26 protein-coding genes and 1 pseudogene are annotated in these 25,302 nt (G+C 38.4%); 1 reads left to right on the forward strand and 26 read right to left on the reverse strand.

Annotated elements, in window-relative coordinates:
* Positions 1–92: 92 nt before the first annotated feature.
* The 17 genes from BUA88_RS16330 to BUA88_RS06605 all read right to left on the reverse strand — a co-directional run bounded on the left by BUA88_RS16330 (position 93) and on the right by BUA88_RS06605 (position 13,874).
* Positions 93–260: a hypothetical protein gene (locus BUA88_RS16330; protein ID WP_200798849.1), complete on the reverse strand. Its 168-nt coding sequence runs from the start codon at positions 258–260 to the stop codon at positions 93–95.
* Between the two features lie 179 nt (positions 261–439).
* Positions 440–817, reverse strand: coding sequence for a hypothetical protein (locus BUA88_RS06535; RefSeq protein WP_072914603.1), 378 nt, complete (start codon positions 815–817; stop codon positions 440–442).
* A gap of 12 nt (positions 818–829) precedes the next feature.
* Positions 830–2,413 (reverse strand): DUF4153 domain-containing protein, encoded by a 1,584-nt coding sequence (locus BUA88_RS06540; RefSeq protein ID WP_072914607.1) that lies wholly within the window; start codon positions 2,411–2,413, stop codon positions 830–832.
* Between the two features lie 11 nt (positions 2,414–2,424).
* The gene (locus tag BUA88_RS06545; RefSeq protein WP_072914611.1) at positions 2,425–2,652 is read right to left on the reverse strand and encodes a helix-turn-helix domain-containing protein; all 228 of its coding nucleotides are present in this window, start codon (positions 2,650–2,652) and stop codon (positions 2,425–2,427) included.
* 22 nt (positions 2,653–2,674) lie between these two features.
* Positions 2,675–3,151: a DUF2975 domain-containing protein gene (locus BUA88_RS06550; RefSeq protein WP_072914616.1), complete on the reverse strand. Its 477-nt coding sequence runs from the start codon at positions 3,149–3,151 to the stop codon at positions 2,675–2,677.
* Positions 3,152–3,281: 130 nt separating this feature from the next.
* The gene (locus BUA88_RS06555; RefSeq protein WP_200798850.1) at positions 3,282–4,034 is read right to left on the reverse strand and encodes an exodeoxyribonuclease III; all 753 of its coding nucleotides are present in this window, start codon (positions 4,032–4,034) and stop codon (positions 3,282–3,284) included.
* Between the two features lie 49 nt (positions 4,035–4,083).
* The gene (locus tag BUA88_RS06560) at positions 4,084–5,337 is read right to left on the reverse strand and encodes an ABC transporter permease (RefSeq protein WP_072914625.1); all 1,254 of its coding nucleotides are present in this window, start codon (positions 5,335–5,337) and stop codon (positions 4,084–4,086) included.
* Positions 5,337–6,911: a biotin/lipoyl-binding protein gene (locus BUA88_RS06565; RefSeq protein ID WP_072914629.1), complete on the reverse strand. Its 1,575-nt coding sequence runs from the start codon at positions 6,909–6,911 to the stop codon at positions 5,337–5,339. Before BUA88_RS06565 ends, BUA88_RS06560 begins: the two co-directional genes overlap by 1 nt.
* On the reverse strand, positions 6,895–7,599 hold the full coding sequence (locus tag BUA88_RS06570) for an ABC transporter ATP-binding protein (RefSeq protein ID WP_072914633.1): 705 nt from the start codon (positions 7,597–7,599) through the stop codon (positions 6,895–6,897). Before BUA88_RS06570 ends, BUA88_RS06565 begins: the two co-directional genes overlap by 17 nt.
* 2 nt (positions 7,600–7,601) lie before the next feature.
* Positions 7,602–8,801: an efflux RND transporter periplasmic adaptor subunit gene (locus tag BUA88_RS06575; RefSeq protein ID WP_072914638.1), complete on the reverse strand. Its 1,200-nt coding sequence runs from the start codon at positions 8,799–8,801 to the stop codon at positions 7,602–7,604.
* 131 nt (positions 8,802–8,932) lie between these two features.
* Entirely contained in the window at positions 8,933–9,391 is a 459-nt protein-coding gene (locus tag BUA88_RS06580) for an HD domain-containing protein (protein ID WP_072914643.1), read from the reverse strand.
* A 115-nt stretch (positions 9,392–9,506) separates the two neighbouring features.
* A complete protein-coding gene (locus BUA88_RS06585) occupies positions 9,507–10,430 on the reverse strand; it encodes a hypothetical protein (RefSeq protein WP_072914648.1) in 924 nt (307 codons plus the stop codon).
* Between the two features lie 17 nt (positions 10,431–10,447).
* Positions 10,448–11,101: a PilZ domain-containing protein gene (locus BUA88_RS06590; protein WP_072914651.1), complete on the reverse strand. Its 654-nt coding sequence runs from the start codon at positions 11,099–11,101 to the stop codon at positions 10,448–10,450.
* 33 nt (positions 11,102–11,134) lie between these two features.
* A complete protein-coding gene (locus BUA88_RS06595) occupies positions 11,135–11,989 on the reverse strand; it encodes a bifunctional 5,10-methylenetetrahydrofolate dehydrogenase/5,10-methenyltetrahydrofolate cyclohydrolase (RefSeq protein ID WP_072914653.1) in 855 nt (284 codons plus the stop codon).
* Between the two features lie 13 nt (positions 11,990–12,002).
* Positions 12,003–12,617 carry a cyclodeaminase/cyclohydrolase family protein gene (locus BUA88_RS06600; RefSeq protein ID WP_072914657.1) on the reverse strand — a complete coding sequence of 205 codons (615 nt, stop codon included), beginning with the start codon at positions 12,615–12,617 and terminating at the stop codon, positions 12,003–12,005.
* 75 nt (positions 12,618–12,692) lie between these two features.
* Positions 12,693–12,866: a hypothetical protein gene (locus tag BUA88_RS16150; RefSeq protein ID WP_159430880.1), complete on the reverse strand. Its 174-nt coding sequence runs from the start codon at positions 12,864–12,866 to the stop codon at positions 12,693–12,695.
* An 81-nt stretch (positions 12,867–12,947) separates the two neighbouring features.
* Positions 12,948–13,874, reverse strand: a complete 927-nt coding sequence (locus tag BUA88_RS06605; RefSeq protein ID WP_072914661.1) for a carbohydrate kinase family protein — start codon at positions 13,872–13,874, stop codon at positions 12,948–12,950.
* Between the two features lie 99 nt (positions 13,875–13,973).
* Between BUA88_RS06605 and BUA88_RS06610 the strand changes: the two genes are divergently transcribed.
* Entirely contained in the window at positions 13,974–14,909 is a 936-nt protein-coding gene (locus tag BUA88_RS06610; RefSeq protein WP_072914665.1) for a GTP-binding protein, read from the forward strand.
* 87 nt (positions 14,910–14,996) lie between these two features.
* On the opposite strand, the gene ltrA is transcribed toward BUA88_RS06610, so the two are convergent.
* The 9 genes and pseudogenes from ltrA to BUA88_RS16385 form a co-directional block, all read right to left on the reverse strand.
* A complete protein-coding gene (ltrA, locus tag BUA88_RS06615; RefSeq protein ID WP_072914668.1) occupies positions 14,997–16,391 on the reverse strand; it encodes a group II intron reverse transcriptase/maturase in 1,395 nt (464 codons plus the stop codon).
* A gap of 523 nt (positions 16,392–16,914) precedes the next feature.
* Positions 16,915–18,729, reverse strand: a complete 1,815-nt coding sequence (locus BUA88_RS15905; RefSeq protein WP_159430881.1) for an alpha-amylase family glycosyl hydrolase — start codon at positions 18,727–18,729, stop codon at positions 16,915–16,917.
* A gap of 294 nt (positions 18,730–19,023) precedes the next feature.
* Positions 19,024–19,200 (reverse strand): hypothetical protein, encoded by a 177-nt coding sequence (locus BUA88_RS16155; protein WP_159430882.1) that lies wholly within the window; start codon positions 19,198–19,200, stop codon positions 19,024–19,026.
* A 111-nt stretch (positions 19,201–19,311) separates the two neighbouring features.
* Positions 19,312–20,553 (reverse strand): 3-isopropylmalate dehydratase large subunit, encoded by a 1,242-nt coding sequence (locus BUA88_RS06640; protein ID WP_072914677.1) that lies wholly within the window; start codon positions 20,551–20,553, stop codon positions 19,312–19,314.
* 13 nt (positions 20,554–20,566) lie between these two features.
* Entirely contained in the window at positions 20,567–21,046 is a 480-nt protein-coding gene (locus BUA88_RS06645; protein ID WP_036951792.1) for a LeuD/DmdB family oxidoreductase small subunit, read from the reverse strand.
* Complete coding sequence (locus BUA88_RS06650) at positions 21,046–22,293, reverse strand: 3-isopropylmalate dehydratase large subunit (RefSeq protein ID WP_072914682.1); 1,248 nt, start codon at positions 22,291–22,293, stop codon at positions 21,046–21,048. The genes BUA88_RS06645 and BUA88_RS06650 overlap by 1 nt, the downstream gene beginning before the upstream one ends.
* A 15-nt stretch (positions 22,294–22,308) precedes the next feature.
* Positions 22,309–22,776: a LeuD/DmdB family oxidoreductase small subunit gene (locus BUA88_RS06655; RefSeq protein WP_072914688.1), complete on the reverse strand. Its 468-nt coding sequence runs from the start codon at positions 22,774–22,776 to the stop codon at positions 22,309–22,311.
* 79 nt (positions 22,777–22,855) lie between these two features.
* The gene (locus BUA88_RS06660) at positions 22,856–24,799 is read right to left on the reverse strand and encodes a glycoside hydrolase family 127 protein (RefSeq protein ID WP_072914691.1); all 1,944 of its coding nucleotides are present in this window, start codon (positions 24,797–24,799) and stop codon (positions 22,856–22,858) included.
* A gap of 307 nt (positions 24,800–25,106) precedes the next feature.
* Positions 25,107–25,302 (reverse strand): annotated as a pseudogene (locus tag BUA88_RS16385) (IS110 family transposase); the annotation flags it as partial.

Raw genomic sequence — 25,302 nt, forward strand, 5'->3', positions numbered from 1 at the left:
ACAGTTCAGCTGAGGAAAGCTTCACTTGTGCAACACTAAGAGCTTGATAGCTACTAGGGTTTCTTAATTCTTGTAAAACTATAATTTTTCGATTATTCCTCACTATCAAGAGCCGCATCCATAATGTTCATGAGCTCCATTGCGCTACGGAAGTTAATCTTCTCATCGCGATCCGCCCATGTAACTTGGCCCTGCCAGCTTTCGTTTTCACATTTATTAATATGCACTACGAAAGTTGCTTCTTTATTTTTGTCTGTCATCACAACCACCTCCCATGGATTCTAAAATTATAATAGCACATATTACGTTATATAAAGCATTACTTTTTAAATTTTTAGGTGTTTACTATTAAAATATAGATTTTCTCATGTCTATCATCATATATTCCAAGTACATAATTCTCGCTATAATTATCATTTGGGTTCATATCAGCAAGATACTATTTTCCAGTACTGATATTAATAAGATAATCATTTAAATCTTTATTATCTTCTGATAAACAAAATCTAATATGATTTTCATATTCTTCATCAGGTATCTCACTCCATGTACTTATATTAATCTTTTTTTCATCATAATCCACAGAATAAAGCTCTATACCATCTCCATGAAACCCTCCTGAATCATTATATAATTCAGTAACATAGACATCTTTTAAATCAAGAAGATAAATAGCCTTTGCTAATTGAGTCCCATCTAAATACCCTGAACTAAAATAATAACTTGGAATATGCATTAACCATTTTAAGGAAATAAACAATATGAAATATGCAAGCATAGTAAGAACTACTATCATTACTATTCTACGTTTAGTCATGAGAATTCTCCTCTATTTTCCAAACAACTTTTGTGCTCTTGCATAAGAGAAATTATACTTTCTAAAGCCCTCATAGTTTTTCTTAGCGTATTTATCCCTGCTTGTAATGTGTAAATCAAACTTGTGGAGAAGATTTTCATCGTTTACAAGAGCAGGTGCTGCATCAGTAGAAAGGCTACTTAAAATATAGTCAGTAACTGATCCATATTCATCAATCTTGGCATATTTATCTTCATAGGCACGATTTTCAACAACAGTAAGATCATACTTTGCTATCTGATAATCTGGATTCGCAAATACGAAACATATGTAAGCTACTGTAATAGCTATCATACAAGCCTTAAATACAGGAAAGCTTCTATTTAAAACTGCCACCATCAAGAATGCAAGCCATACACAAAGCACTGCCAAAAACCATAATACAAATAGTCTAAGGAATGTAAGATTATAAACCTGGATGTACATAACCATTCTTACAACTGCTGATGCAATCATAATGTAAGTGCAGGCCCCAATGAAAAACATCACCCAATTTAGTACCTTTGATTTCTTAAACTCTCTTGTGCATACAGAAACCATAACAACATTAATCAAGCACACGGCGAGAAGCTGATAAAAACCTTCATGTGCATATTCAGCATATGTGTATCCGGAAGGAAGCTTCATAGAGCCAGTGAATAAAAACACTACTTGAATAAGACAAAATACCAGGTATACAACTCCGATAATTGATGAAAAAGTAATGGCTATAATAGGATTTTCTTTTCCTTCTCCACGAGCCTTTATTTTCACATCTCCCCTATCTAAGACATATGGAATAAGGTAAGCTGCTAAAAATGCTAGTAATAAAGTACATATAATTCCTACTATATCCCCAAAATTATCAGGCAGGTGAATTGATTCTACCATCTTTTCAAGTAAGCGATTGAAAACAATATCTGCTGAACTTAATAGTGATATAACAATAAATAGCATTGGAATGGCAACTATAATACCAATAACAATCGCCGAGATAACCTGCTTCTTTTCATTATTAATCTCTCCACCTCTGCCTTTAAACCACTGTCCAAGGTCAAAAAATGGATTAAGAAAATGTGCAAATGGCAAAAATATAGAAACTATAATTCCTCCAAACCAGCAGGCTATATCCCAGCCTGTGGTATCTATATAGAGATATAAAACAAAACTAAAGAAAAGCAGGAAAATTGCTACTGCATCTAAAAACAATAATGCTCCACTAGTAGTCATACATTTATGAATCGACAAAAGCATAAGAGAAACTACATGAAATATTCCAAGGACTTTATTGCCACTGCGAGATCTTATCAAAGACAATCCATCCTTTTTTCTAAGCAAATGTAGTAACACCAATGTTATCAACATAAAAATTGGATATGTAATTCCTGAATGATTTCTATACAAGCAAAAAGTATAAACGATAGAAAAAATCAAAGAAATAATTCCGTATTTACGAAATACCTCTGCACTGCCCTTTTGTTCCTCAAGCTCAACCTTTTGAACAGCAGGTTTAATTTCCTTTACCATATCCCTTATTTCTGACTCTGAATAATTTGGTCCTGTGTAAATCTCCGCCATAACATCCTCCTTTAAGACTCTGCGTTCTCTTCTGTATCATCTTCTATGTATTCTAAAATGTCTCCTGGCTGACAATCCAAAGCCTTACAAATTGCATCAAGGGTTTCTAAACGAACTGCCTTAGCCTTATTATTTTTAAGGATTGAAAGATTCGCTAAGGTAATGCCCACCTTACCAGCCAGCTCCGTCAATCCTATTTTCCTTTTTGCCATCATGACATCTAAATTTATAACAATCATCGTAGCTCCCAATCTATCCAAACTAAATAGTCAAATCATTTTCCTGCTTATAACTAACTGCCTTATCGAAAACACAAGCCAACACCCTGCTAAACAAGCCTGCGAAAATGAACACTCCAGCAATAATAACAGCCGCCGGTGTGAAATAAACAAAGCATCTTAGAAGCTTTAGTCCGCCAATGACAAATGCATATATTGACATACGAACCAGACTGCTAACATTTTCCTGAACAAAGCAATCATCACGAATGACTGTCTTCATCATCTTTCTAAGCTCCCAGAGAATCATAAGGGTAGATGCTCCAACAAGCATTATGGAAACTACCGCATATGGATAATGCTCTAATATCTGGGCATACTCCGTTGTTTCACCCCAAAACTTCATAACAAGCTTCACTGCGTACTTAAGACCAAAAGGAACTGCTATTTCCATAATCAATCCAATGAAAAAGCATATATCCAGTATCGTCTTTACGAATTTGTTTAATTTGTTGTCCATAAAATCACTAGTCCTCCTAAAACTCTTTCTAAAGATGTTATAACACTACAACTTTTGTTTTGCAACAACTTTTTATTGTTTTACGATAAATTCTTTCTGAGAAACAAAAAAAGACGCTTTCGCGCCTTTTTTATTCAAAATCTAATTCTATCGGACAATGATCAGAACCAAATACATCAGTATGTATCTTGGCATCTTTCATTCTGTCTTTCATATCCGCAGATACGATAAAGTAATCAATACGCCATCCTGCATTCTTTTCTCTGGCCCTAAAGCGATATGACCACCAAGAGTAAATATCTGTCTGGTCTGGATAGAAATGTCTGAAGCTATCAACAAAACCAGCCTCCAGTAGCTCTGTCATCTTCTGACGCTCCTGGTCTGTAAAGCCTGCATTCATTCTGTTAGTCTTTGGATTTTTAAGGTCGATTTCCTCGTGAGCAACATTTAAATCACCACAGAGAATAACACCCTTCTTTTTATTTAATTCACACAAATATGCTCTGAAATCATCCTCCCAGACCATACGATAATCAAGTCTCTTAAGCTCATTCTGGGAATTTGGAGTATAACAGGTAATGAAGTAATAATCTTCAAACTCAAGAGTAATAACTCGGCCCTCATGGTCATGCTCTTCTATGCCAATTCCATAGGTTACAGAAATAGGCTCCTTCTTTGTGAAGATTGCGGTTCCGGAATACCCCTTCTTTTCGGCATAATTCCAGTACACATGATAGCCTTCCTTCTCACACTCTATCTGACCTTCAGAAAGCTTTATTTCTTGAAGGCCCATAATATCTGCATCAATGCTGTCAAAAAATTCCCAAAAGTTTTTACCTATTACGGCGCGAAGTCCGTTAACGTTCCATGATATAAATTTCACAATACACCTCATCCGCCCCTCTGGGGCACCTTCCCCTCAAGGGGAAGGCTTAATTTGTCCTCAATGCATCTATAGGATTAAGATTTGCTGCCTGGTGACTTGGAAGGATTCCAAATACAATTCCGATGACCATCGAAAATACAACAGCAATCATAGCAGCTGGCCATGAAATAGCAATTGGAGTTCCACTCATAATAGAAATAATCTTTGCAAGACCTATTCCACTTACAACTCCAAGTACACCACCCATAGAAGTAAGCACAGCTGCTTCTGTAAGGAACTGCCACATTATCTTAGTTTTGCGTGCACCAATAGCCTTCTTCAAACCAATCTCAGCAGTACGCTCTGTAACAGATACAAGCATGATATTCATTACACCAATACCACCAACTAAGAGTGATATTGCGGCAATCCAAATAAGCATGGAATTAGTTGATGAAGAAAGCTGCTGTAATCTTGTAGCCTGCTCAAGCAAATCCTTTGACTGATATTTAATGCTGCTGTCATCAGGATGAATATTGCCGTTCAAGATATCAGCAGTCTTTTTACCTGCTTGTGTCATGTCATCAGTAGAATTAGCTCTTACAAGAACATTTTCAGGCTCATCATAGCGATAACTTATTGGCCAATCACTAACTGGTATATAAATTTCACCAGATTCATCCTGCTTGTAAGTCTCATAATCAGCCATAGTATTAATAACAGGCTCAAATGTAGAACGAGCTGCAACAACACCTACAACTACATAGGAATCTCCACCTATCTCGATTACTTTTCCGATAGGATCTTCGTTTTGAAGAAGTGTAGAAACTATAGCTTCATCTATAACACAAACCTTTTTATACGAATTTACTTCTTTATCAGTAAACAATCTACCATGTTTTACTGTTAAATTAGCTGTACTAAAATAGTCCGTCTCAACACCCTTTACATAGCCACCATTCATAGATGCATTCTGATAATATACACCATCATAAATATTTCGCACGGTATATCGGCTGGCTGATTTAACCTCTGGAATTGCTTTGATATCATCCATAAGCGAATCTGAAACCTGAGGAACACCGTAAGGTGGCGCATTATAGCTCATTTCATAAGGCCAATCATTCTGATAGAGCTGAATATCAACAGTATTTGAGCCAGAACCAATAAGGTTCTCCTTAATCTGCTGATTTGTACCTTCAATAGTAGATACTATGGCAATAATAGCCGCGATACCAATAATAATACCAAGCATTGTCAGGAAAGACCTGAGCTTATGAGTCCATATACCTCTAAACGCTAAACGTATATTTTCAAACATTATCCCAAGCCTCCATCATCTTCTAAATATTCTACCTGCTCACACTGAACACCCTCAATAGCGCCATCACCATAAGGGAATGCAAGATAGTCATCCATTGTTAATCCAGACTTAACCTGAGTCTGATAACCCCATACAGTCTTTCCAACTTTAACATATACTTTTTCTAGTCTGTTAGAATCATTCATTCTCATTACATAACTTCCACCTGAATCTTTTCTGATAAGGTAAACTGGAATGTAAATGCCCTTTTCTTCCTGTCCTGAAGGTGTAATGGAAATATCAACGGCTGACCCAATTTCAATGCCACTGTTCTTATCAAAGCTGGCCTTGAACTCATAGTTACTACTATTAGAATTGCCTTCAGACCAGAAGTTTCCTCCGTCTGTTGCAGGAGTATCACTTATAGAAATGACTTTAGCTTCAGCAGTAGCGCCATTATCCCAGCAAGAAATAGAAACTGTATCGCCTATCTTTAACTGATCAAGGTAAAACTCGCCTATACTTCCGGAGATATAATACTCATCAGTAGCTGTTACAACAAAAAATGGCTGTGAAGTATTGTAGTTATTAATATCCTGAACCTTAGAAACAGTACCTGAAACCTTAGCAACAACATCACCTGTGTCGGTAGTATTTTCCATTGTTTCAAGCTCATACTGAAGCTTACGAATCTCCAAATCCTGCTTCTTGATAGAATCCTGTGCATCAGCTATAGCAGCATTAAGCTCATCTGCTTTCATCCCATCTGGTGGTTTCTTTTCGGTAGTAACCTTTCCATCAATATCATAGCTTGTTTCACCGACAAGCTTTCCTGTATCATAGTCAAAATATGTTGTACTACGCAGGTAGTTCTGAGTAGTTTTTCTTTCTTTAGCTGTTAAGTCACCATTGGAAGCTTTACTTTTTATTTCAGAAACAGTACTTTCATCTGCAGATTTAGTTTCATAGATATCTTTTCCACTTTCATCTTTTCTTCGGGCACCACTAGCATCACAGCTATATACTAAATAGCTAAATCCCAAAGAATCGCCATGAATGTCAAAGATTTCCTCAGCAACTGTATCTCCATCCTGATAGTTTTCATTACCAAGTGTTATACTACCAGAAGCCTTATACTCTATTGCCTCTACATACTCATAATCTGCATAAACATCCTGCCAGTACACATAATCAGGAGCTGGCTCTGTCTTCATAAGACGATCAAGCTTAAGCTGCTCAACACTAAGGTCATGGGTAGCCTTTGCAATCTGAAGCTTTTTGTTATTAATATCCTGTGTTTCCTTCTTTACGGATAAAATAACATCCCCCTCATCAACATGATCTCCCTCTTTAACGTTAACGCTTAAAACCTCAGCCTTTGTAGGAAGATATCCCATCTGAGATTTATCTGCTGTTACCTGACCAAAGCTCTGTATGTCATCACCCCAATATGAGTCTGTTCCCATATTAGATAAAGGTGCGACCTTAACAACCTTTTTACCTTGCTTGTAATTGTATCCGAAGTATAGTCCTCCAGTAACTAAAGCTGCCAGCACCACAAGAATGAGGAGTATTTTAATTGTCTTCTTCATGAGTGCCCTCCTCTAGTCCATGAAATAACTGTCCGTCAACAATTCGATAAGTCTTCTTTGCATGACTGGCAATATTAGCGTCATGGGTAATCATAATAATTGTTGTACCTTCGTTATTAAGCTTTTGGAAAAGCTCCATAATAGCTGCACCTGATTTCTGATCAAGAGCACCTGTAGGCTCATCAGCAAGAAGAACCTTTGGATTATTAACAATTGCTCTTGCTATGGCAACTCTTTGCTTCTGACCACCTGAAAGTTGATTAGGGCGGAATTTAACTCTGTCTGCAAGTCCTACTCTTGTAAGGGCTTCAACTGCTCTACGCTCACGCTCACGCTTTGAAACACCAGCATAACTAAGTGGAAGAGCTACATTTTCAATGGCATTTTCCTCATTCATAAGATAAAAACTCTGGAATACGAAGCCTATAGAGTTAAGGCGTAAATCTGAAAGCTGTCTGTCCTTCATCTTAAGGACATCCTTTTCTCCGAAGTAATAAACGCCTGATGTAGGTTTATCCAAACATCCAATAACATTCATCAATGTACTTTTACCAGAACCAGAAGGTCCCATTATAGCAACATATTCCCCCTCGTCTACTGAAAGGGAAACATTATTTAAAGCAGGTACGGAAGTCTCACTGCCCGACTCACCATACACTTTATTAATATTTTCAAGCTTTACTATCATCACTATTCTCCCTCAACAGTACTAACTGTGCGCATACCCTCTGTCATATCTTCCATTGGATATGCAATCTTGGTGTCTTTATCAATACCTGATACCGAATATACCATCTGCTCCTCGTGATAATCGCCAAGCTCGATGCTCTGTTTTACAAGCTTGCCATTCTTATCTGCCCAAACAAAAGGATTACCCTCTTCATCATAAGCAATGTAGTAATCGTATAAATATGTTCCATCGGAAAAATCCATCTCTGGAGCACTAGTCTGACCAAGCTCGATATATAGATGCTGTCCCATCATGAGACCTTCGCTATTATCCAATGTAACATAAAATGGATATTTAGTAGAGCTATCTTCTGATGAAACTCCGCCCGTATAATTATCTGTATTATTTTCCTGCTTTGACTCAGTATCAATCTTTGTGATTGTTCCACTCCAGGTCTTTTCCTTATCAACTCTAGAACGAAGTGTAACGGGCTCATCAACATTGATTGACCAAACATTCTGCTCGTTAATCTGACCCTTAACTCTCATCTCCTTAGATGCAAGGATAGTAATAAAAGTACCATCAGATGTGTAAGGATTAGTATCGTCTGCTATCTTTGTGATAACACCATCGACTGTAGAAGAAACTGTAGCATTTTTAATCTTCTTATTATTCTCTTCAATCTTAGCCTGAGTCTGTGCAATAGAATTCTGTGCAATGGCAATGTCATGCTTTAAACCTTCAATCTGATTTGCCAAGTCCTCACGCTTTTCCTTGTCCTCGTCAGTCTGACCTTTGATTTTTGCCAAATCATTTGTAAGCTTCTCAATATTTCTGTTTGTCTCGTTAATATTGATATTCTCACTTTCAATTGAGAAATTATACTGAACATTTTCGGCTTCAAGACTATCAGATTTGTATGAGAACAATGGTGTACCTACGGAAACTGTATCACCCTCAGAAACGAAGACCTGGTCAAGCTCTCGCTCAGAACTCTTAGTTACAGATGTAGATTCCTGTCCCTCAACAATCCCCATAAATACATCCGAAGAATATGAGCTGTTTTCACCCATAATTTCAGATAATGACATTACATATATTTCAGATGAGGAATCCGAAACAGCAGAACCGCTGCCAATTAGACCTGATTTTAGAACAGCAAAAGCGCCGCCAGCTACTATTGCTGCCACAATAAGAAATATGACTATTCTTTTCTTCATAACATTTCCTTTCGCCCAAGAAAATTTCTAGAACTAGGCACCAACTGTTCTAGTTCTGATAATACAGTTATAACATTTAAAAAGGAGCATTGCAATAGAACAATGCTCCATAAATGTAAAATATTGTATATTTATCTACACAATAGTGTTTCTTTAGTAGATATATACTTGTCAGCCAAACAAACCACCCAAGCCTCTCTACATCTAGGCAATTTTGTAATATTCAAAGGCCACATATGACTCTCAATTACATTTTGTGTATGTACACCAATTCCAAAATGTGCTTTGGCATTTTCTTTGGCTGTGTTTGAATGAGAAAAACCATGAAGACCATGGCCTCCATCTGTCTCATGCCAGTCATATAAATAGTAATCGTGTAAAAATGCTCCTATGGAAAGCACCTTTTCGTTACAACCGATATGGAATCTGTTATTGATCCAATAACTAAGTCTCGTTACACTTTCCACATGATCATATGTAGTAATTCTTCCGTGTTGGGTATAATTCTTCATATCCTGAACACGTTCATCATTCTTAATAGGCGCAAGAATAGAATTCAATCTTGCTTCTTCCTCTGCTCTTAATCTCATAAAAACCTCAAAAAATAAAACTAACCTCTCTGAAGTCTTAAGGATTGTATCAGAGAAATATGTTTATGATGTGACGGTCAAATGACCAAATTTTAAGCTTTGTCTGATTATATTATTATCTGTATCTATAGAAACTATCTGTCCTTCTACCATCGTTAAAGGAGCCCATTACAAGGATTGAGCCTGTGTGATTTACCTCTGCCATGCCTACTTTTCCAGCATCATCTTCGTTATAAGAAATATAAAAAATAAATATTGGCTCGGTAAAAAAGTAGTCGTATCTTTCCTCATCGGAAAGCTGTTCTTCCACTTCCAGACAACAATCCCCCCTGTCTACCAAGAATCTACCTGCGTAATCTGTGTCCTCTCTAGCAAAAGTAATGGTATACCCCTGATCCTCTGGAAAATCCTTTTGAAGTTGCAACTTGGCTGCTTCAATATCAGAAACAGCAACGGGCTCATTATCAGAAACCTTAGCTTCTACAGTAGGATTATAACTTGGAAGTGAAAACGCAATTGCTAACAGCCATATTTGCATAAATAAAATCAAGGTTAAACAAATTACCGCTGCGTATTGAAATATTTTGACTGAATTTTTTCTATTATCTGGAATTTCCTCGGTCTTTAGGAATTCTAATTTAGGGAGCTTTATCTCCGGTATCTTAACCTTAGAAAGCTTTATCTCCGGTAATTTAAATTTTGAAAAGTCTATAGTAGGCAATTTAAATCTCTTAGTTTGTTTATTCTTGATTTTATTTTTAGCATAATCACTGCCAAGTATAGTCTCCATGCAGTGATTACATATAACACGATTATCTGCATGCTGCCCGCAAAGGACACAGGTATCATCTATCTTAACACCAGCTGCTATATCGAATATACGAGTCTTAAAACGACGACCAAAAACAGAGTCTAGAATTCGTCGTTCGTTTTCTAGCCTCAATATCCCCTCAACAACTTCCATTCTTGTAAAATCGTATTTGGAAGTAATGCTGGCCATATACAATAATTCTTGTTTTAGTTTGTTGTCGTCCGCCATCAACGTCACCTTTATGCTTAGTTGTTTGCTTTACGATCCATTCCCTTAAAACATAAATATGCAAGAAGTTTATTATCCCTTTCGAGGACCTTTCCTGCATAAAGAATACCGTCCTTATGTACCTCGGCACGAACTATCTGAACCATAATTCCAAGACTGATATCAATTTTGTGTGCAACGTCAGCAAAATTAATCTCAACTTTATCTCCAATAGTAACCCTATTGGCATTTCCCACAAATGACACGCCTCTATCACTGACATCCAAAACTGTGACAGCAAATCTTCTACCATCTTCCATCATGGCTGAGCCAGGCTTCTTAACCATGACTCTCACATCCTCACGTCTTTCGCTGGATGCAGCTATTGTTCCGAAATCACTGGAATCTATAGCGTAATAATCAACGCCTTTGAATTTAACAAGATGAACTGCAACATTTTTCCAAACTACCCTACCACCAGTTTTTGGATCAATACAGTGCAACGAAAACGACATACTCTTAGGAGACCCCTGAGTAAAATCCACAACCGTGTCATTGTATACATAAGGCTTAACCAACGCTCCTGTTCCAGCGTTGGTTCCAACTACCTCAGTTTTCAATTCAAAAGATGAGTCACCAACCAGGATTTCAAGTGTTACAACCTGACCAGCCTCAAGCTGTTGAAGTTTCATTGTATTCTCCCCAAATTCAAATCTTTGTATATATTATATATGAACGCGCTGTGCAGATTCAACCACATGCTTCACAAGAATACTTGTGGTAACTCCGCCAACACCACCTGGAACAGGTGTTATTGCATCAACAATTGGCTCTGCCTCATCAAAAATCACATCACCACACAATTTGTTCTTCTTATCATTCCAGCTGATACCCACATCGATAACAGTCTGCCCTTCTTTAAGATAATCTGCTCCTACGCTTTCCATCTGTCCTGATGCTACAACTACTATATCGGCATCTTTTGTAATAGTTGAAACATCAACTGTCTTTGTATGGCAAATAGTTACTGTAGCATTCTCATGCATGAGCATCATCGCAACTGGACGACCTATTACCAGGGAACGACCAATTACAGCCACCTTCTTTCCAGAAAGAGCGACATCATAAAACTTTAAAATCTCCATTGCTGCCTCAGCTGTACAAGGAGCAAAACCAAGATTAGTATTAGTAAATACTCCAGCAAGAGATAAATCTGTACAACCATCTACATCCTTATCGGCACATAAAAGCTTTCTGGCTTTCTCTCCATCGATATGCTTTGGAAGAGGCCTGAACATAAGGATTCCATGTATTGTTATATCATTATTTAATTTATCTAATGTGTCAAAAAAGTCTTCTTCTGATACATCTTCTGGAAGAGCAAATACCTTTACCTCTACGCCAACCTGCTCACATCGCTTTAACGCTCCACGCTCGTATGATAAATCATCTGGACGTTCTCCCACTCTAAGAATTCCAAGAGTAGGTGTAATCCCTTTTGCCTTTAATTCCTCAACATCCTTTGAAAGCTTTTCATTTAATGCTTCAACAACATCTTTTCCCTTTAATAACTTAGCCATCTATCTAACCTTCCTATAATCTATTCCAAACATCATTGTAAATCGAATCAGCTCTATCTACATATTCTTTAACAAGGGTATCTACACGTCCATCCAAATCATTGGCATATGCTCTGTCCTTCATTGATTTTGTGTTAATTTTCACATTAACTGCAGCTCCTTTTATAGCTCCCTGAAGCATAGCGACACCCGTTGCAGCATCACTAATCATAATCACTGAACCTTTATCAGCAAATTCTCGCTGCAAATCCACCGCTTCACAGGCAAGCTCCAATATATGCATAGGAACTGATGCAGCATCCCTAAGACATTTTTCCATAATATCATCTCTGACCTCAGCCTCTTTTGGTAGAGAATATGCTTTTGAGAGAGGTTCAAATGCAACAGCATCATCTTCAATACATTGTAATAAATCAACTCTAAGTTTCTGAGACTTTTCCATCAGCTTTAATATTTCTGGTTCTACATCAGCATATTTCTTCTTACCAACTGTGAATTCACCAACCATATCCCCAAGAGCAATACCTATTGAAGCGACAAGAGCACTGGCACCACCGCCACCCGGAACAGAAGTCTTAGAGGCAAGAAGCTCCGTAAATTCAGAAACGCTCGAGTTAATTAAATCCATAATATATTTCTCTCCTATCCTTTATAAATATATAAACAAAACTCCAAAGCTTTGAATCCTCAAAGCCTTGGAGTCCTATGCCTTTAAAAAATCAAATATTGTCATCTGATTGGAATCAGATACTAATGAGTCATACTTTTCCTGTTCCTCAGCAGTCATCTCTCTGTGGAACACATATGTCTCCTGTTTGATTGTGCCATCTTTATCAAAATACAACTGTCTGTAATTGATGTTCTCCCTATCTGTCATACAGTCTTTGAAATCCTTTCAAGTCACCATTATAAGCATATTGTAAGACCGTTGCAAACATTTTATCGCCAGTAATAGTTGCTATTTATCTATCTCAATTCCAAACTCACTTGGTAAAAATCTTGGGCAAACATTGTCAGATGTAACAATAACTGATGCAGCAAGTGTTGAGCCAATTTCACATGCCTCTTCCATAGTCTTTCCATAAGTAAGGCCAATAGTAACGCCTGCAAAGAATGAGTCTCCTGCACCTGTTGTATCCTTAACGTCTACCTTTCTTGCTGGAACAAAACCTGTATTTCCATCAATATCAGCATATACAGCACCCTGTCCACCAAGGGTAACTATCATCTTCTTAATCTGAGCTCCCTGAATCTTCTTTGAAAGAATATCCTGCATTTCCTCTGGAGTCTTCTCAGAATAATCATCCATAAATAAAATGCCTGCTTCCTGCTGATTACATACGAAGCATTCAACATTCTTAAGGAAATCACGGCGTTCAACTGCAATACTCATATTTGAAACGGCTGCATAAACCTTAAGATTATACTTTTCAGCATACTTGAACACACGCTTAATTGTGTCCTTTTCCATATCAATCTCAAGGGCAATGCTGTCTGCATCCTTAAAAATCTCATCACCCTGCTCATCAAGAATATTATTGATTTCTGAAAGATCTGGACGTTTTGAAATGGATGCAACCACATCACCATGATTATCAAATACAGCAAGCCACTTGCCCATTCCATCAGGTGTACGGCGAACAAATCTTGTATCTACCTTATGATTGTTAAGCTTGTCTAATACACCTGTACCAATACCGCTATCATCAACAAGGCTTACGAATGTAGGTCTAAGCTCTACATTTGCAATATCCTCAACTACGTTTCTACTAACGCCACCATGTACTTCTTCCACAGTACCTACATTTCTACCAGCAGGGATATAACTTGCTGTAGAGTGCCCTTTGATATCAATAAATACTGCTCCTAAAACTACAATTCCCATGAAATCTATACTCCTTTTAAAAATAGTATTTTTGATTATAACACTACATGCTATAATATCAAATAATTGTGTTAAAAAATTTTTCTTAGAGGTATTTTTATGATAAAAGTTGACCTTATCACAGGATTTCTCGGTAGCGGAAAAACTACCTTCCTTAAAAAATATGCAAAATATTTTATGGACAAGGGGCAGCATATCGGCATTCTTGAAAATGATTACGGCGCTGTAAATGTGGATATGCTTTTGTTAAATGAGCTTCGCGGTGATAATTGTGAGCTGGAGATGGTCGCAGGCGGATGCGATGCCGACTGCCATAGACGACGTTTCAAAACTAAGCTTATTTCAATGGGAATGAGCGGCTATGATAGAGTCATTATAGAGCCATCTGGAATCTTTGATGTTGATGAATTCTTCGATTCCTTAAGGGATGAACCACTTGATAGATGGTACGAAATCGGCAATGTAATCACTATCGTAGATGCCAAGCTTGATGAAAATCTTTCAGAGGATTCAGATTTCTTTTTGGCTTCTCAAATTGCAAATGCAGGAGTAATTGTTCTAAGCCGAAGCCAGCTGACAGATGAAAAACATATCTCAGCCACTATCTCCCATCTTAAAAGAGCTGCTGAAAAAGCAAAGCTTGATAAAGATATTGAATCAATTGTCTTTTCTAAGGATTGGAATGAATTATCTGAAGAGGATTTCACTAAAATCTCAGGCAGTGGTTACAGTACCCATTCATATATAAAGAAGCTTGGCACAGATGATGCAGGTTACAAGACTCTTTACTTCCTGGAACTTCCTATGAAAAAGGACGGACTTAAAGAAAAAATCGATGCACTTATGTCTGACCCAGCCTTCGGCAAAATATTCAGAGCAAAAGGGTTCTTCAAGGATAATGAGGTATGGTATCAATTCAACGCCACTAAAGAAGATTTTGAACTAAATCAAATGCCTGTTGGTCAGGAGGTCTTCATTATTATCGGTGAAGAAATCAATGAAGAAAAAGTAAAAGATTTTTTTGAAGCAAAATAACATACAACCACCAATAATCGAGTAGGAGGCGGTGACTAACCGCCGTCCTCTCACAGCACCGTACATACCGTTCGGTATACGGCGCTTTCAATAGTTGACGTGCACAGACTGATAGGCCGTGGCTAAATCATAAAAGCCACTGTTTATCAGTCTTTCTTTTGTCATAGCCATATTGACTGCGACTGTATGCGTGGTAAACCAATGACCGCGCCGACTGTTACCAGCCATGTACGCCAAGTCCTCGGGTACACCCATCTTAATCAGATTTCGCACCTTTGTCTTGGGCTTCTTCCATTGTTTCCATATACACATACGTATTCTGTGATAGAGCCATTTATTGATTTCGTCTATGTTTTTCTTCATGCTTGCTATACCGTAGTAGTTGAGCCATCCTCTAGCATATACCTTGATTTTCTCAAGGCTTGGCTTGATGGACTGCATAGACTTACGGGAAGATAAATCTTTCAGTTTTGACTTGAACTTCTTCCATGACTTTGGATGAACTCTGACAAGAATGCCACTTCCGTTCCTTCCCAATGCAAAGCCAAGGAATTTAAAATTTCGGATTGCAAACACGCTGACCGTACGACTTTTCTCTCGATTTACTGTTAACTTCAGTTTCTCTTCGAGATATTTAGTACTGCTTTCCAAGAGTCTCTCTGATGCTCTTTTGCTTTTCGCTAGAAGAACGATGTCATCTGCATATCTTATGCAAGGTACGCCCCTTTTCAGAAACTCTTGGTCAAACTCATTAAGGTAGATGTTCGCAAGTAGTGGTGATAAATTTCCTCCCTGCGGTGACTCTTCCTCTGTATCAATGACCACTCCATTTTCCATTACTCCGCTTTTCAGATAGCGCTTTATGAGCTGAACTACGCGCTCGTCCTTTACATTCTTCCTGAGGAGATTGATTAGGATTTCGTGATTTAAGGTATCGAAATATTTTGATAAATCTAGGACTACCGCAAATGTGTAGCCTTGTTCTGCGTATTCCTTTACCCTCTGTATGGCATCCTTTGCGCTTCTGTTAGGACGATAGCCGTAGCTTCCATCCGCAAACAACGGTTCATAGATTGGCACTAACTGTTGAGTTATTGCCTGTTGAAGTGTTCGGTCTATCACGGTGGGTATGCCAAGCTTACGCACACCTCCATCTGGTTTTGGAATCTCAACTCGCCTGACTGGCGATGGGGTATACTTTCCACGGTATATGCGGTCAGTTAACTCCTGCTGATGTTCCTTAAGATACGGAAGTGCCTCTTGGATAGTCATTCCATCAATACCTGGCGCTCCCTTGTTAGCCTTAACTCTCTTATACGCTCTGTTAAAGTTATCCTTATACAGTATTGATTCCAAGAGCTTTGGCTGTGCACTGTCTCTTTCTTTCCATATCCGATTGAATGACCTAAGCGCTTTCGCATACCCTTCGTGTTCCGCACTATCTCTTTGCGAACAGCCATTATTGTCTATGTTTTCTGCCATTAACGGTCATTCCTCCTTTCTCGGTCATACTTAAGACTCCTACTGATTCGGTCCTTCGGTTAGCATGTCCATGTTTCCATGTCCATATCCCTACTATGACCTCTGCTGACTTCTGCGTGTTCAGCACCGCCTCGTTTCCTTGTACGGTGGTTACTCCTTTCAGAGCGTTTCACACAGACCTCCCTAGGTACCACACGTTTCTTCCTCTCCATCCATCTGCCTCATTTATCATGCATGATTCCGTGTAGTTATTGGGCTTCGACTTGTAATGCAGCCTTACCCTCATGCATAACCTCGTATGAGATTTCTGTACGTCAGACCAGAGATTTGCCCATGAGTTAGTATGTTCCTCACATCCAGCTTCCTTCAGATTCCGCCTCACGACGGACACCCTTGCTTTCGGCTATATCCTTCCCACTACCGGGCGGATTCGGGACTTTAACCCGTTAGAAACGTGCGCCGCTAGGCGCACTTAGTAAAAGAAGGATTCGCATATGCGAATCCCTCTTTCGTTTAAGGAATATTAATTAGAAAAAGTGTAGGTACCAACTGTACTCTTGTTGCCAGAATTTCCTGAAATGTAATAACCTAATCCGTCTACAAAGCCTGAATTAATATCTACCGTCTGTCTTCCATTACCATCTGAGAAAATCAAACCTTTAATATCCTTTGGAATCTTAGCTGAATAAACAGATTCATTGTACTCATTCTTCTTTACATATGTTGCAGCTTTTCCTGGCCATCCTGTTGTATCACTTCCGCCCCATGTATATACATATACATTGCTCCAGTTAGCATTATTTGAGAAGTACACTGTAATTTCATTCTCGATTGGTGGTGTTGGAGTTGGAGATGGAGTTGGTGTAGGCGTTGGGGTTGGTGTAGGTGTTGGAGTTGGTGTAGGTGTTGGGGTTGGTGTAGGTGTTGGGGTTGGTGTAGGTGTTGGAGTTGGGCCAACATCTTTAAGTAGAACTGCAATACCTGTTGATCCAACGTGACCTCTGATATTTGATCCATCTACTGTAAATGTGCTTCCACTTACAAGATCCTTATATGTACCACTTCTAAGTGTACTTCCTGGATTTGAAACACTTACATCCCAATTTGAACCTGAGCCTAAAACAAGTGTAGCACCTGACTGTCTTGCTACGATAGCTACATTTCCATATGTAGAATAATATTCCTTCTCGCCTGCACACTGGTTATGAAGCTTATTTACTGCAGCAACTTCAGGGCTTGTAAAGTGTGTGCTTCCCTTTTCGCCAACCTTGATTGCTGTCTTTTCTTTAGCATATGGTCTTGAGAAGTAAAGTGCTGATGAATTTGCTTTTGAACCAAGGATTGCATATGCTCTGTCAACTTTGTTCTGGTCAATATACTTAGTCCAGCCGCCCTCCCCTTGCGAATGATTAGAATATGTATCGTGACTTTCAGCGAAGTAAATCACCTCATTGTCCTCGATACCATTTGCTGTTGTCCAATAACCATAGCTGTATGGAACAGAGCCCTGATTTAAAGCCTGCATTACTGTAGCACTATAAACTGAATCAGTTACAGACATATAATCTGTATACTCGCTCATAAGTCTTTGTGCGTATGAGTCATTACCGACTACAGGCTGATCAAGAATCTCACCATAATTGAAAATTGAGTTATCAATTACATTTCTCCAGAAGCTGCAATTTTCTGATGGAACAGAAATGTGCTTTGCAGCATCCCATCTGATTCCATCAACTCCATCAGACTTAAGCTGAGAGATGTAATTCTTTACTTTATTCTGAACATAAGGATCCTCTGAATTAATATCTGGCATACCGATATCTCTGTGAGTAATCTGATGACGATTGTTGTAATCAATACCGCCCCACTCGTTATGCCAGTGACTTGAATCCTTAAGGCTACCATCGATGTTTGCGTGATCGCCAGCAAGGTGATTTGCTACTACGTCGACTACAACCTTGATTCCATATTTGTCTGCTTCCTGACAAAGTCTTCTTAAGTCACTTTCTGAACCAAGACCTGCATCGCCAACATAAAAACCATTTGGCTGGTAAAGCATGTACCAGATTCCACCTCTTGAGCAGCTTGCTGCCTGTGCTGGTGAAGTCTGAACTGTAGAAAAACCTGCCTTTGCAATGTTTGGAAGTTCATCAATAATCTGCTGATAAGTCCAGTCAAAGCAATGTAAAATATTGCCATCTTTAATATTTGACTGAAGACCGTAAGCACCGGTTTGTGCAGCCTCTACAGTACCAGCATTAAAACTAAAACCACTAAATACTAATCCAGAAGCCAATAAAAGTGACAATACACAATGGCCCATTCTTTTGTTTAACATTCTTATCCTCCATTTTTTCATACATTAAATAAATGGGATCCCCTTCTTTGCATTTGCGCAAACGGTTCCGCTTTAACCGGTTTTTTGGAAACGTTTCCAGCTCATGTTGATATTAAAAATAGCTGATAATACACACCTGTGTCAATATTATTTACCATTTTCGGAAACAATTACAAATATTGATTAGTCATTTTGTATAAATTTTTTTAAATTTGCGCAATTCTGCGCAACATTTTCATAATTTATGGACAAAAAAAGAGGACCCTCAGGTCCTCAAAATCTACTCAGCAATATTTATTGATTAGATAAGATAACAGCCTCATCTTTATATGCTACTCCATTAAAAGCATGCTTAAATGGAACAATATCTCGCTTAAAATTAGGTGAGAAGAATTCTCCATCAACACCAATTACTAATTCTAAATTCTGATCATACTGACTAAGTTTTTCAATAATATCTTTGATTTGCATTATAATTCTACCTCTCTTTTTAAAAACAAACGAGTGTTATAATACAATCATATGGAAATTATAACAATACCATAAATACTCAGTTGTGTATGTATCACAGAATGTTCACATTTAGCCTTCTACAATCTCACCAGCTATTGCGGTAGCAGCTGCAGTAACAGGGCTAGCAAGATAAATCTGCACTTTACTTGTCCCCATTCTGCCAAGGAAGTTTCTATTGTTTGTGGCAACTACAACCTCGTCATCCGAAAGAATTCCACCTCCACGACCACAGCAAAGTCCGCAGCCCGGTGTGGTAATGATAGCACCTGCATCTGAGAGAATCTCTAATGTTCCATCTGCTAATGCCTCACGATAAATCTTTCGGCTTGCAGGTGTAACAATAAGTTTTACAAATGGTGCTACACGCTTTCCCTTAAGAATTGTGGCAGCAGCCCTAAGATCTTCTAATCTTCCATTTGTGCAGGAACCAATAAATACCTGATTTACCTTTGTTCCTTTAAGTTCCTTTACAGGCTTAATTCTATCTACAAGTGATGGACAAGCACATACTGGTTCGAACTCCTCCGCCTTATATCTAAGAATTTTCGAATACTGAGCATCATTATCTGAGCAAAGCGCCTTAATACTGTCATCATAAGGAATCTTACAATAATCACATGTCTTTTCGTCGGGTGCAAAAAGACCACATTTCGCTCCAGCTTCAACGGACATGTTTGACATAGTCATACGACTGGCAACACTCATGGCATCCACAGTACTTCCTGTAAATTCAATTGCCTGATATGTAGCACCAGAAGCAGTTAAATCACCAATGATTCTGAGAATAATATCCTTTGAGGTGACATTGCCCTGCAAAGTACCTTCAATTTCTACCTTTATAGTTTCAGGAACCTTAATCCAAAGCTGACCTGTACCAAGAATTCCTGCCATCTCGGTATATCCGATGCCAGTAGAAAATGCACCGACACAACCATATGTAACTGTGTGACTATCTGTACCAAACGCAATATCTCCTGGCTTTACATAACCAGCCTCTGTCATAAGCTGATGGCAGATTCCATCTGTTCGATGAACATTCTTTATACCATATTTATCAGCAAACTCATCTCCAACTCTGAAATGTCTGCTGTCATCTACCTGTGTAGCTGGAAGAAAATGATCATAAATCAGCACCACGCCATCTGGCTTTGCCACCTTCTTAAATCCCATCTCCTCATATTTCTGCACAGCAAAAGGTACCATGATATCATCAATCATGCACCAATCTACATCTACAGTAACAATATCTCCAGGTTTGACTTCATGTCCAACCTTATTTCCAATTATTTTTTCAACAAGTGTATGTCCCATTTATTTCTCCCAATCAATCTAATCCATTACGCTTTCTCATAGCCTTTACAAGACCTCCTGCCTCCAGAATTTCAGTAAGGTTTTCTGGGAGACTTGCTATTGGATAGGATTTGCCATTAACAATGATTTCCTTTCCAGGAATCACCTCTGCCTCATCACCTTCATTTACCTCGTCATATAAATCAGGCTGCTCGATGAGAAGCAATCCATTGTTAATAGCATTTCTGAAGAAGATTCTTGCAAATGATTTTGCAACAATGCAAGAAATACCAAGAGCTTTTACAACCTCTGGTGCCTGCTCTCTTGATGAGCCACAACCGAAATTATTTCCTGCCACAATCATATCTCCTGGCTGAATCTGGGCTGCAAGTTCGGGTCTCAGTGGAGAAAATGCATAAGGCTTCATCTCCTGCACAGTCTCAAAAGCGAGATACTCTGTAGGTAAGATGATGTCTGTATCTATGTCGTTGTCCAGTTTCCAGATTTTACTCATTACAGTACCTCCGCTGATGTGATGTAGCCTTTGATAGCCGATGCTGTTACAGTAGCCGCTGATGCAAGATATACGAAGGAATCCTTATGTCCTGCGCGACCTTTAAAGTTACGTGTGCCCGTAGAAATCAGAGTCTCACCCTCTCCGATGACACCCTGGCATGCCCCCCAACATACAGAGCAGTTAGGATTCATAACCATTGCTCCTGCACTCATAAATATATCAAGCAATCCTTCTTTAAGTGCCTGCTTGTACACCTCTCGACTGGCAGGAACCACAAGAAATCTAACCTTCTCAGCTACATGCTTTCCTTTGATTACTTCAGCACCAACTCGAAGATCTTCTATACGTCCATTGTTACAGCTACCAAGGAAAGCCTCGTCAATTTTAGTACCTTCACATTCTGAAACCGGAACGATATTATCCACAAAATGCGGCTTTGCAACGATAGGCTCAATTTCAGATAAATCAATATCAAAAACCTCTGAAAATACAGCATCATCATCTGATTTGAAAATAGCCTTTGGCTCTCGGCCATGAGCTTTAAGATAATCAAGAGCCACATCATCTACTTCCATAAGCGCAGTCTTGGCACCTGCCTCAACACAAAGATTACAAATAGAAATTCTGTCTGCAATAGAAAGACCTTTTAGTCCCTCTCCTGCAAACTCCATAGCTTTATAATTAGCGCCGTTTGCAGAGATTCGACCAATAATAGTAAGAATTAAATCACGGGCATAAACACCTTTCTTTAAGGAACCATGAAGATTAAATCTAATTGTCTCTGGAACAAGAAGCCACGAGGTTCCTGTAACCATTGCATAAAGATAGTCTGTACAACCAACACCTGTACCAAATGCGCCAAGAGCTCCATATGCACAGGTATGTGAATCTGCACCAAAAATAAGCTCACCCGGACGAACGTGCTTTTCCATCATTATCTGATGGCACACACCTTCTCCTTCATAAAATGTGATACCATGCTCTTTTGCAAAATCACGCATCTTTTTGTGACTGGCTGCTGTCTTAGGACTATCAGCAGGAATATTGTGATCAATAATCCATACCAGCTTATCCTTATCAGCAATTCTCTGCTTTTTCAAGTTGTTATACATATCAATAGTAAGATGTGTTGTACCATCATTACTCATAAGTCTGTCTAAAGTAACTGTCTCTATATCGCCTGCCTTGCAGCTCTCTTTCCCCGCCGCAAATGCGATAATCTTTTCTGCCATAGTCATGCCCATAATATTTCTCTCCTTTTACTTATTTAACGATGCAATAAGTCCACCCTGATCCAAAATTTCCTGCATTTTAGCAGGCAACTTCGTACATGCGAATTGCTTGTCGCCTACAGTGATGACTCCGGCCTGCAAATCCAGTTCCATGTCATCGCCATCTTTTACAGCATCGTAAAGTTCTTTGCTGACTATTACAGGCATACCAATATTAATAGAATTACGATAGAAAATACGGGCAAAGGACTTTGCGATAACAGCCTTCACTCCTAGAGCTTTGAGCACACTAGGTGCCTGCTCACGAGAAGAGCCACAGCCAAAATTCTCATCGGCTACAACAAAATCTCCTGGCTTTACCTGAGATGCAAAATCCGAATTTAGGGACTCAAAAGTATGCACCTTCATTTCGTCTATTGTAGGGAATAGCAGATACTGGGAAGCGATAATCTGGTCAGTATCTACATCTTTGTTAAATCGAAATACCTTACCCATAATTCCTCCTGATGTCAAAATAATATTTCATCTATTGTAACCTAATTCTTTAGTGATTTAAAGAGCTAAATTACAATAATTATTCCCTAATCCAAACCTGCATTTCATTTTCTCCACGATTTGCCCATGCATAATATGGAATGAAAGTAAGTTTTACGTCCTTAAGCGAAGGTCTTTCTTTTGTGTATAGACTTGATTTACTTCTAGCATGAACCCTCTTTCCTGTTGTTGTTAAAAGTCCAACACCATTAAGAAGATTATTATCAAATCTGTATTCAAAATGTGCGTTTAATGGCAAGATAAGACAATTTAAATCATCCCCATTATCAACACCTTCCAAACAATAAATTAATGGACCTCTGGAAACTGCCACCCTTCCAACATCCTCAGAAACATGTGGATTGGCGTAGTTTCTAGTCACAGACATATCAAAATTAACACCAATTACCACCGACGAACCTGGTGCCACTTCGATATAGTGATAACCTTTCTTTGAATCAATTTCTACAAGATTACCGCCTACTCTTATTCTGAAATTTTCAGACCAGGATGGAATTCTAACCCCAATTTTTACATCAACGCCCGAATTATTACTAACGTAAAGACCAGCCTGTTCATCCCAAGGGAACCCTGTAGTCTGTTTTATCAAAACTACTCCATCTCCCACATCCAGTAATGAGTCAGAGTCCATGTACTGATTAACTAAAATAGTATTATCATTTATCGTATATACGAAATCGTCAAGTGATGCTATCATTCTGGCCAAATTAGGAGGACAGCATGCACATCCAAGCCATGATGGTCTTACAGGTTTAACATGACTCTTAGCTGGATCCTTTTTAGATTTTAATGGATTTACCTCCAATGGATTTACATAGAAGAAATGCTTACCATCAAGGGCCATTCCAGCCAGCGCACAATTGTATAATGCTCGCTCCATCACATCTGCATATTCTCCATTTGGATCAATTCTTAGCATCTGACGGGCAAAAAACATAAGCCCAATTGCTGCACATGTCTCACAATACATGGTGTCATTTGGTAGATCATAATCCAAAGTAAATGCTTCACCATTTACAGTTGAGCCTATGCCACCTGTAATAAACATTCTGCAATCAACAATGTTGTCCCACAAGGTTCTGCATATCTTTATAATCTCCTCATCACCAGTTGTTGCAGCCAAATCCGCAAGAGCAGTACATAAATAAACCACACGTACAGCATGTCCTTCTGCTGTCTTCTGCTCAGATATAGGAGCATGATTCTGAAAATATGTGTTAGGCGCATTTGCCACCCAGTTTAATGCATTTGGTCCTTTGTATTTTCTAGCCTGTTCCCTAAAGAAATCAGGATGTTTACCTCTTTCTGTAAGGAAGTATTTTGCCAGATTCAAATATCGGTCCTCGCCAGTAATATGGTAGAGTCTAAGTAATCCAATCTCTATCTCTTCGTGTCCATCATAACCGTGAATTTTTCCTTCCTCTGGGCCGAAATTTTCGTCTATATTATCAGCACATTTTTTTGCAATATTAAGGACTTTTTCATTGCCTGTAGTCGTATAATAAGCCACTGCAGCCTCAATAAAATGCCCCATACAATAAAGCTCATGGCTTCCTGCCAGGCTCTGATATCTATACTCTATTCCAAGAATTGAAAAATAAGTATCAAGGTAGCCATCTGGCTCCTGAGCTGCTTCAATCAGATCTATAACTGCAAGGGCATTTTTCTCCAACTCTGGATCCATCTTCTCTCTTAGAGAATATGCTACTGCCTCAAGCCATTTATATACGTCACTATCCTGGAATGTCCAGCCATAATGAGTACCCTGAACCCTTCCTGCAGCGACCTTAAAATTTTCAATAGCATGACTTTTCTCACTAGGAATATTGGCATCATCTCTCTCTTTTTCAATAGTGATGCCTGCAATATCATTCAAAACCTGCCACTGATAAGGGATCATTTCTCTACGAACAAGATCCCTGTATCTCCCCCAAAAACTTGATGTAATCTTTACACTCGACATACCATTCTCCTTCAATCAATCTGTTTACTAGATAACCAAATTATATCAAATCACTTCTAATAAGTGCTCATTTTTTTGATTTTGTAGATATATAAAATTGTCATTTTTATGTTTTCTATTTAGTACTTTTTTTTATCACATTTATGACTTATCATATTCTTCTGTAAAATTAAGTTTTGAGGTGACAAACTATAAGAAGTCAATAGATAAATGATGTTTTATTAGAATCTCAAAAAAAGCATAAAATTAGTAAGCCATCTGAATTTTGTATATCAGATGGTACATACATGAAGGTTATTGGCTTTATTTATCGTACTTTTGAAGGATTAAAATCGATGTCTTGCTTTTCTAAAGCAAAAATAACTCTAACAAGCTTTTTAGCGACATGAGTTATAGCTACTCGATGAGGCTTTCCTTCGGCTCTTTTTTTGGCATAGTAGGTTGCAAATGTCATATCAAATCTAATCAATGGCAAGCAACAATTTATTAATGCATATCGAAGT

Source organism: Pseudobutyrivibrio xylanivorans DSM 14809 (assembly GCF_900141825.1).
Taxonomy (GTDB): domain Bacteria; phylum Bacillota; class Clostridia; order Lachnospirales; family Lachnospiraceae; genus Pseudobutyrivibrio; species Pseudobutyrivibrio xylanivorans.

Coding starts and splice junctions, on each gene's coding strand:
- BUA88_RS06540 (WP_072914607.1), bottom strand. CDS start 2,413: ATGGCGGAGATTTACACAGGACCAAATTATTCAGAGTCAGAAATAAGG.
- BUA88_RS06535 (WP_072914603.1), bottom strand. CDS start 817: ATGACTAAACGTAGAATAGTAATGATAGTAGTTCTTACTATGCTTGCA.
- BUA88_RS06660 (WP_072914691.1), bottom strand. CDS start 24,799: ATGTCGAGTGTAAAGATTACATCAAGTTTTTGGGGGAGATACAGGGAT.
- ltrA (WP_072914668.1), bottom strand. CDS start 16,391: ATGGCAGAAAACATAGACAATAATGGCTGTTCGCAAAGAGATAGTGCG.
- BUA88_RS06645 (WP_036951792.1), bottom strand. CDS start 21,046: ATGAGTAAAATCTGGAAACTGGACAACGACATAGATACAGACATCATC.
- BUA88_RS16330 (WP_200798849.1), bottom strand. CDS start 260: ATGACAGACAAAAATAAAGAAGCAACTTTCGTAGTGCATATTAATAAA.
- BUA88_RS06605 (WP_072914661.1), bottom strand. CDS start 13,874: ATGGGAATTGTAGTTTTAGGAGCAGTATTTATTGATATCAAAGGGCAC.
- BUA88_RS06655 (WP_072914688.1), bottom strand. CDS start 22,776: ATGGGTAAGGTATTTCGATTTAACAAAGATGTAGATACTGACCAGATT.
- BUA88_RS15905 (WP_159430881.1), bottom strand. CDS start 18,729: ATGTTAAACAAAAGAATGGGCCATTGTGTATTGTCACTTTTATTGGCT.
- BUA88_RS06575 (WP_072914638.1), bottom strand. CDS start 8,801: ATGAAGAAAAGAATAGTCATATTTCTTATTGTGGCAGCAATAGTAGCT.
- BUA88_RS06570 (WP_072914633.1), bottom strand. CDS start 7,599: ATGATAGTAAAGCTTGAAAATATTAATAAAGTGTATGGTGAGTCGGGC.
- BUA88_RS06600 (WP_072914657.1), bottom strand. CDS start 12,617: ATGGATTTAATTAACTCGAGCGTTTCTGAATTTACGGAGCTTCTTGCC.
- BUA88_RS16150 (WP_159430880.1), bottom strand. CDS start 12,866: ATGACAGATAGGGAGAACATCAATTACAGACAGTTGTATTTTGATAAA.
- BUA88_RS06550 (WP_072914616.1), bottom strand. CDS start 3,151: ATGGACAACAAATTAAACAAATTCGTAAAGACGATACTGGATATATGC.
- BUA88_RS06640 (WP_072914677.1), bottom strand. CDS start 20,553: ATGGGACATACACTTGTTGAAAAAATAATTGGAAATAAGGTTGGACAT.
- BUA88_RS06650 (WP_072914682.1), bottom strand. CDS start 22,293: ATGGGCATGACTATGGCAGAAAAGATTATCGCATTTGCGGCGGGGAAA.
- BUA88_RS06585 (WP_072914648.1), bottom strand. CDS start 10,430: ATGGCGGACGACAACAAACTAAAACAAGAATTATTGTATATGGCCAGC.
- BUA88_RS16155 (WP_159430882.1), bottom strand. CDS start 19,200: ATGCAAATCAAAGATATTATTGAAAAACTTAGTCAGTATGATCAGAAT.
- BUA88_RS06560 (WP_072914625.1), bottom strand. CDS start 5,337: ATGTTTGAAAATATACGTTTAGCGTTTAGAGGTATATGGACTCATAAG.
- BUA88_RS06580 (WP_072914643.1), bottom strand. CDS start 9,391: ATGAGATTAAGAGCAGAGGAAGAAGCAAGATTGAATTCTATTCTTGCG.
- BUA88_RS06610 (WP_072914665.1), top strand. CDS start 13,974: ATGATAAAAGTTGACCTTATCACAGGATTTCTCGGTAGCGGAAAAACT.
- BUA88_RS06595 (WP_072914653.1), bottom strand. CDS start 11,989: ATGGCTAAGTTATTAAAGGGAAAAGATGTTGTTGAAGCATTAAATGAA.
- BUA88_RS06545 (WP_072914611.1), bottom strand. CDS start 2,652: ATGATTGTTATAAATTTAGATGTCATGATGGCAAAAAGGAAAATAGGA.
- BUA88_RS06590 (WP_072914651.1), bottom strand. CDS start 11,101: ATGAAACTTCAACAGCTTGAGGCTGGTCAGGTTGTAACACTTGAAATC.
- BUA88_RS06565 (WP_072914629.1), bottom strand. CDS start 6,911: ATGAAGAAGACAATTAAAATACTCCTCATTCTTGTGGTGCTGGCAGCT.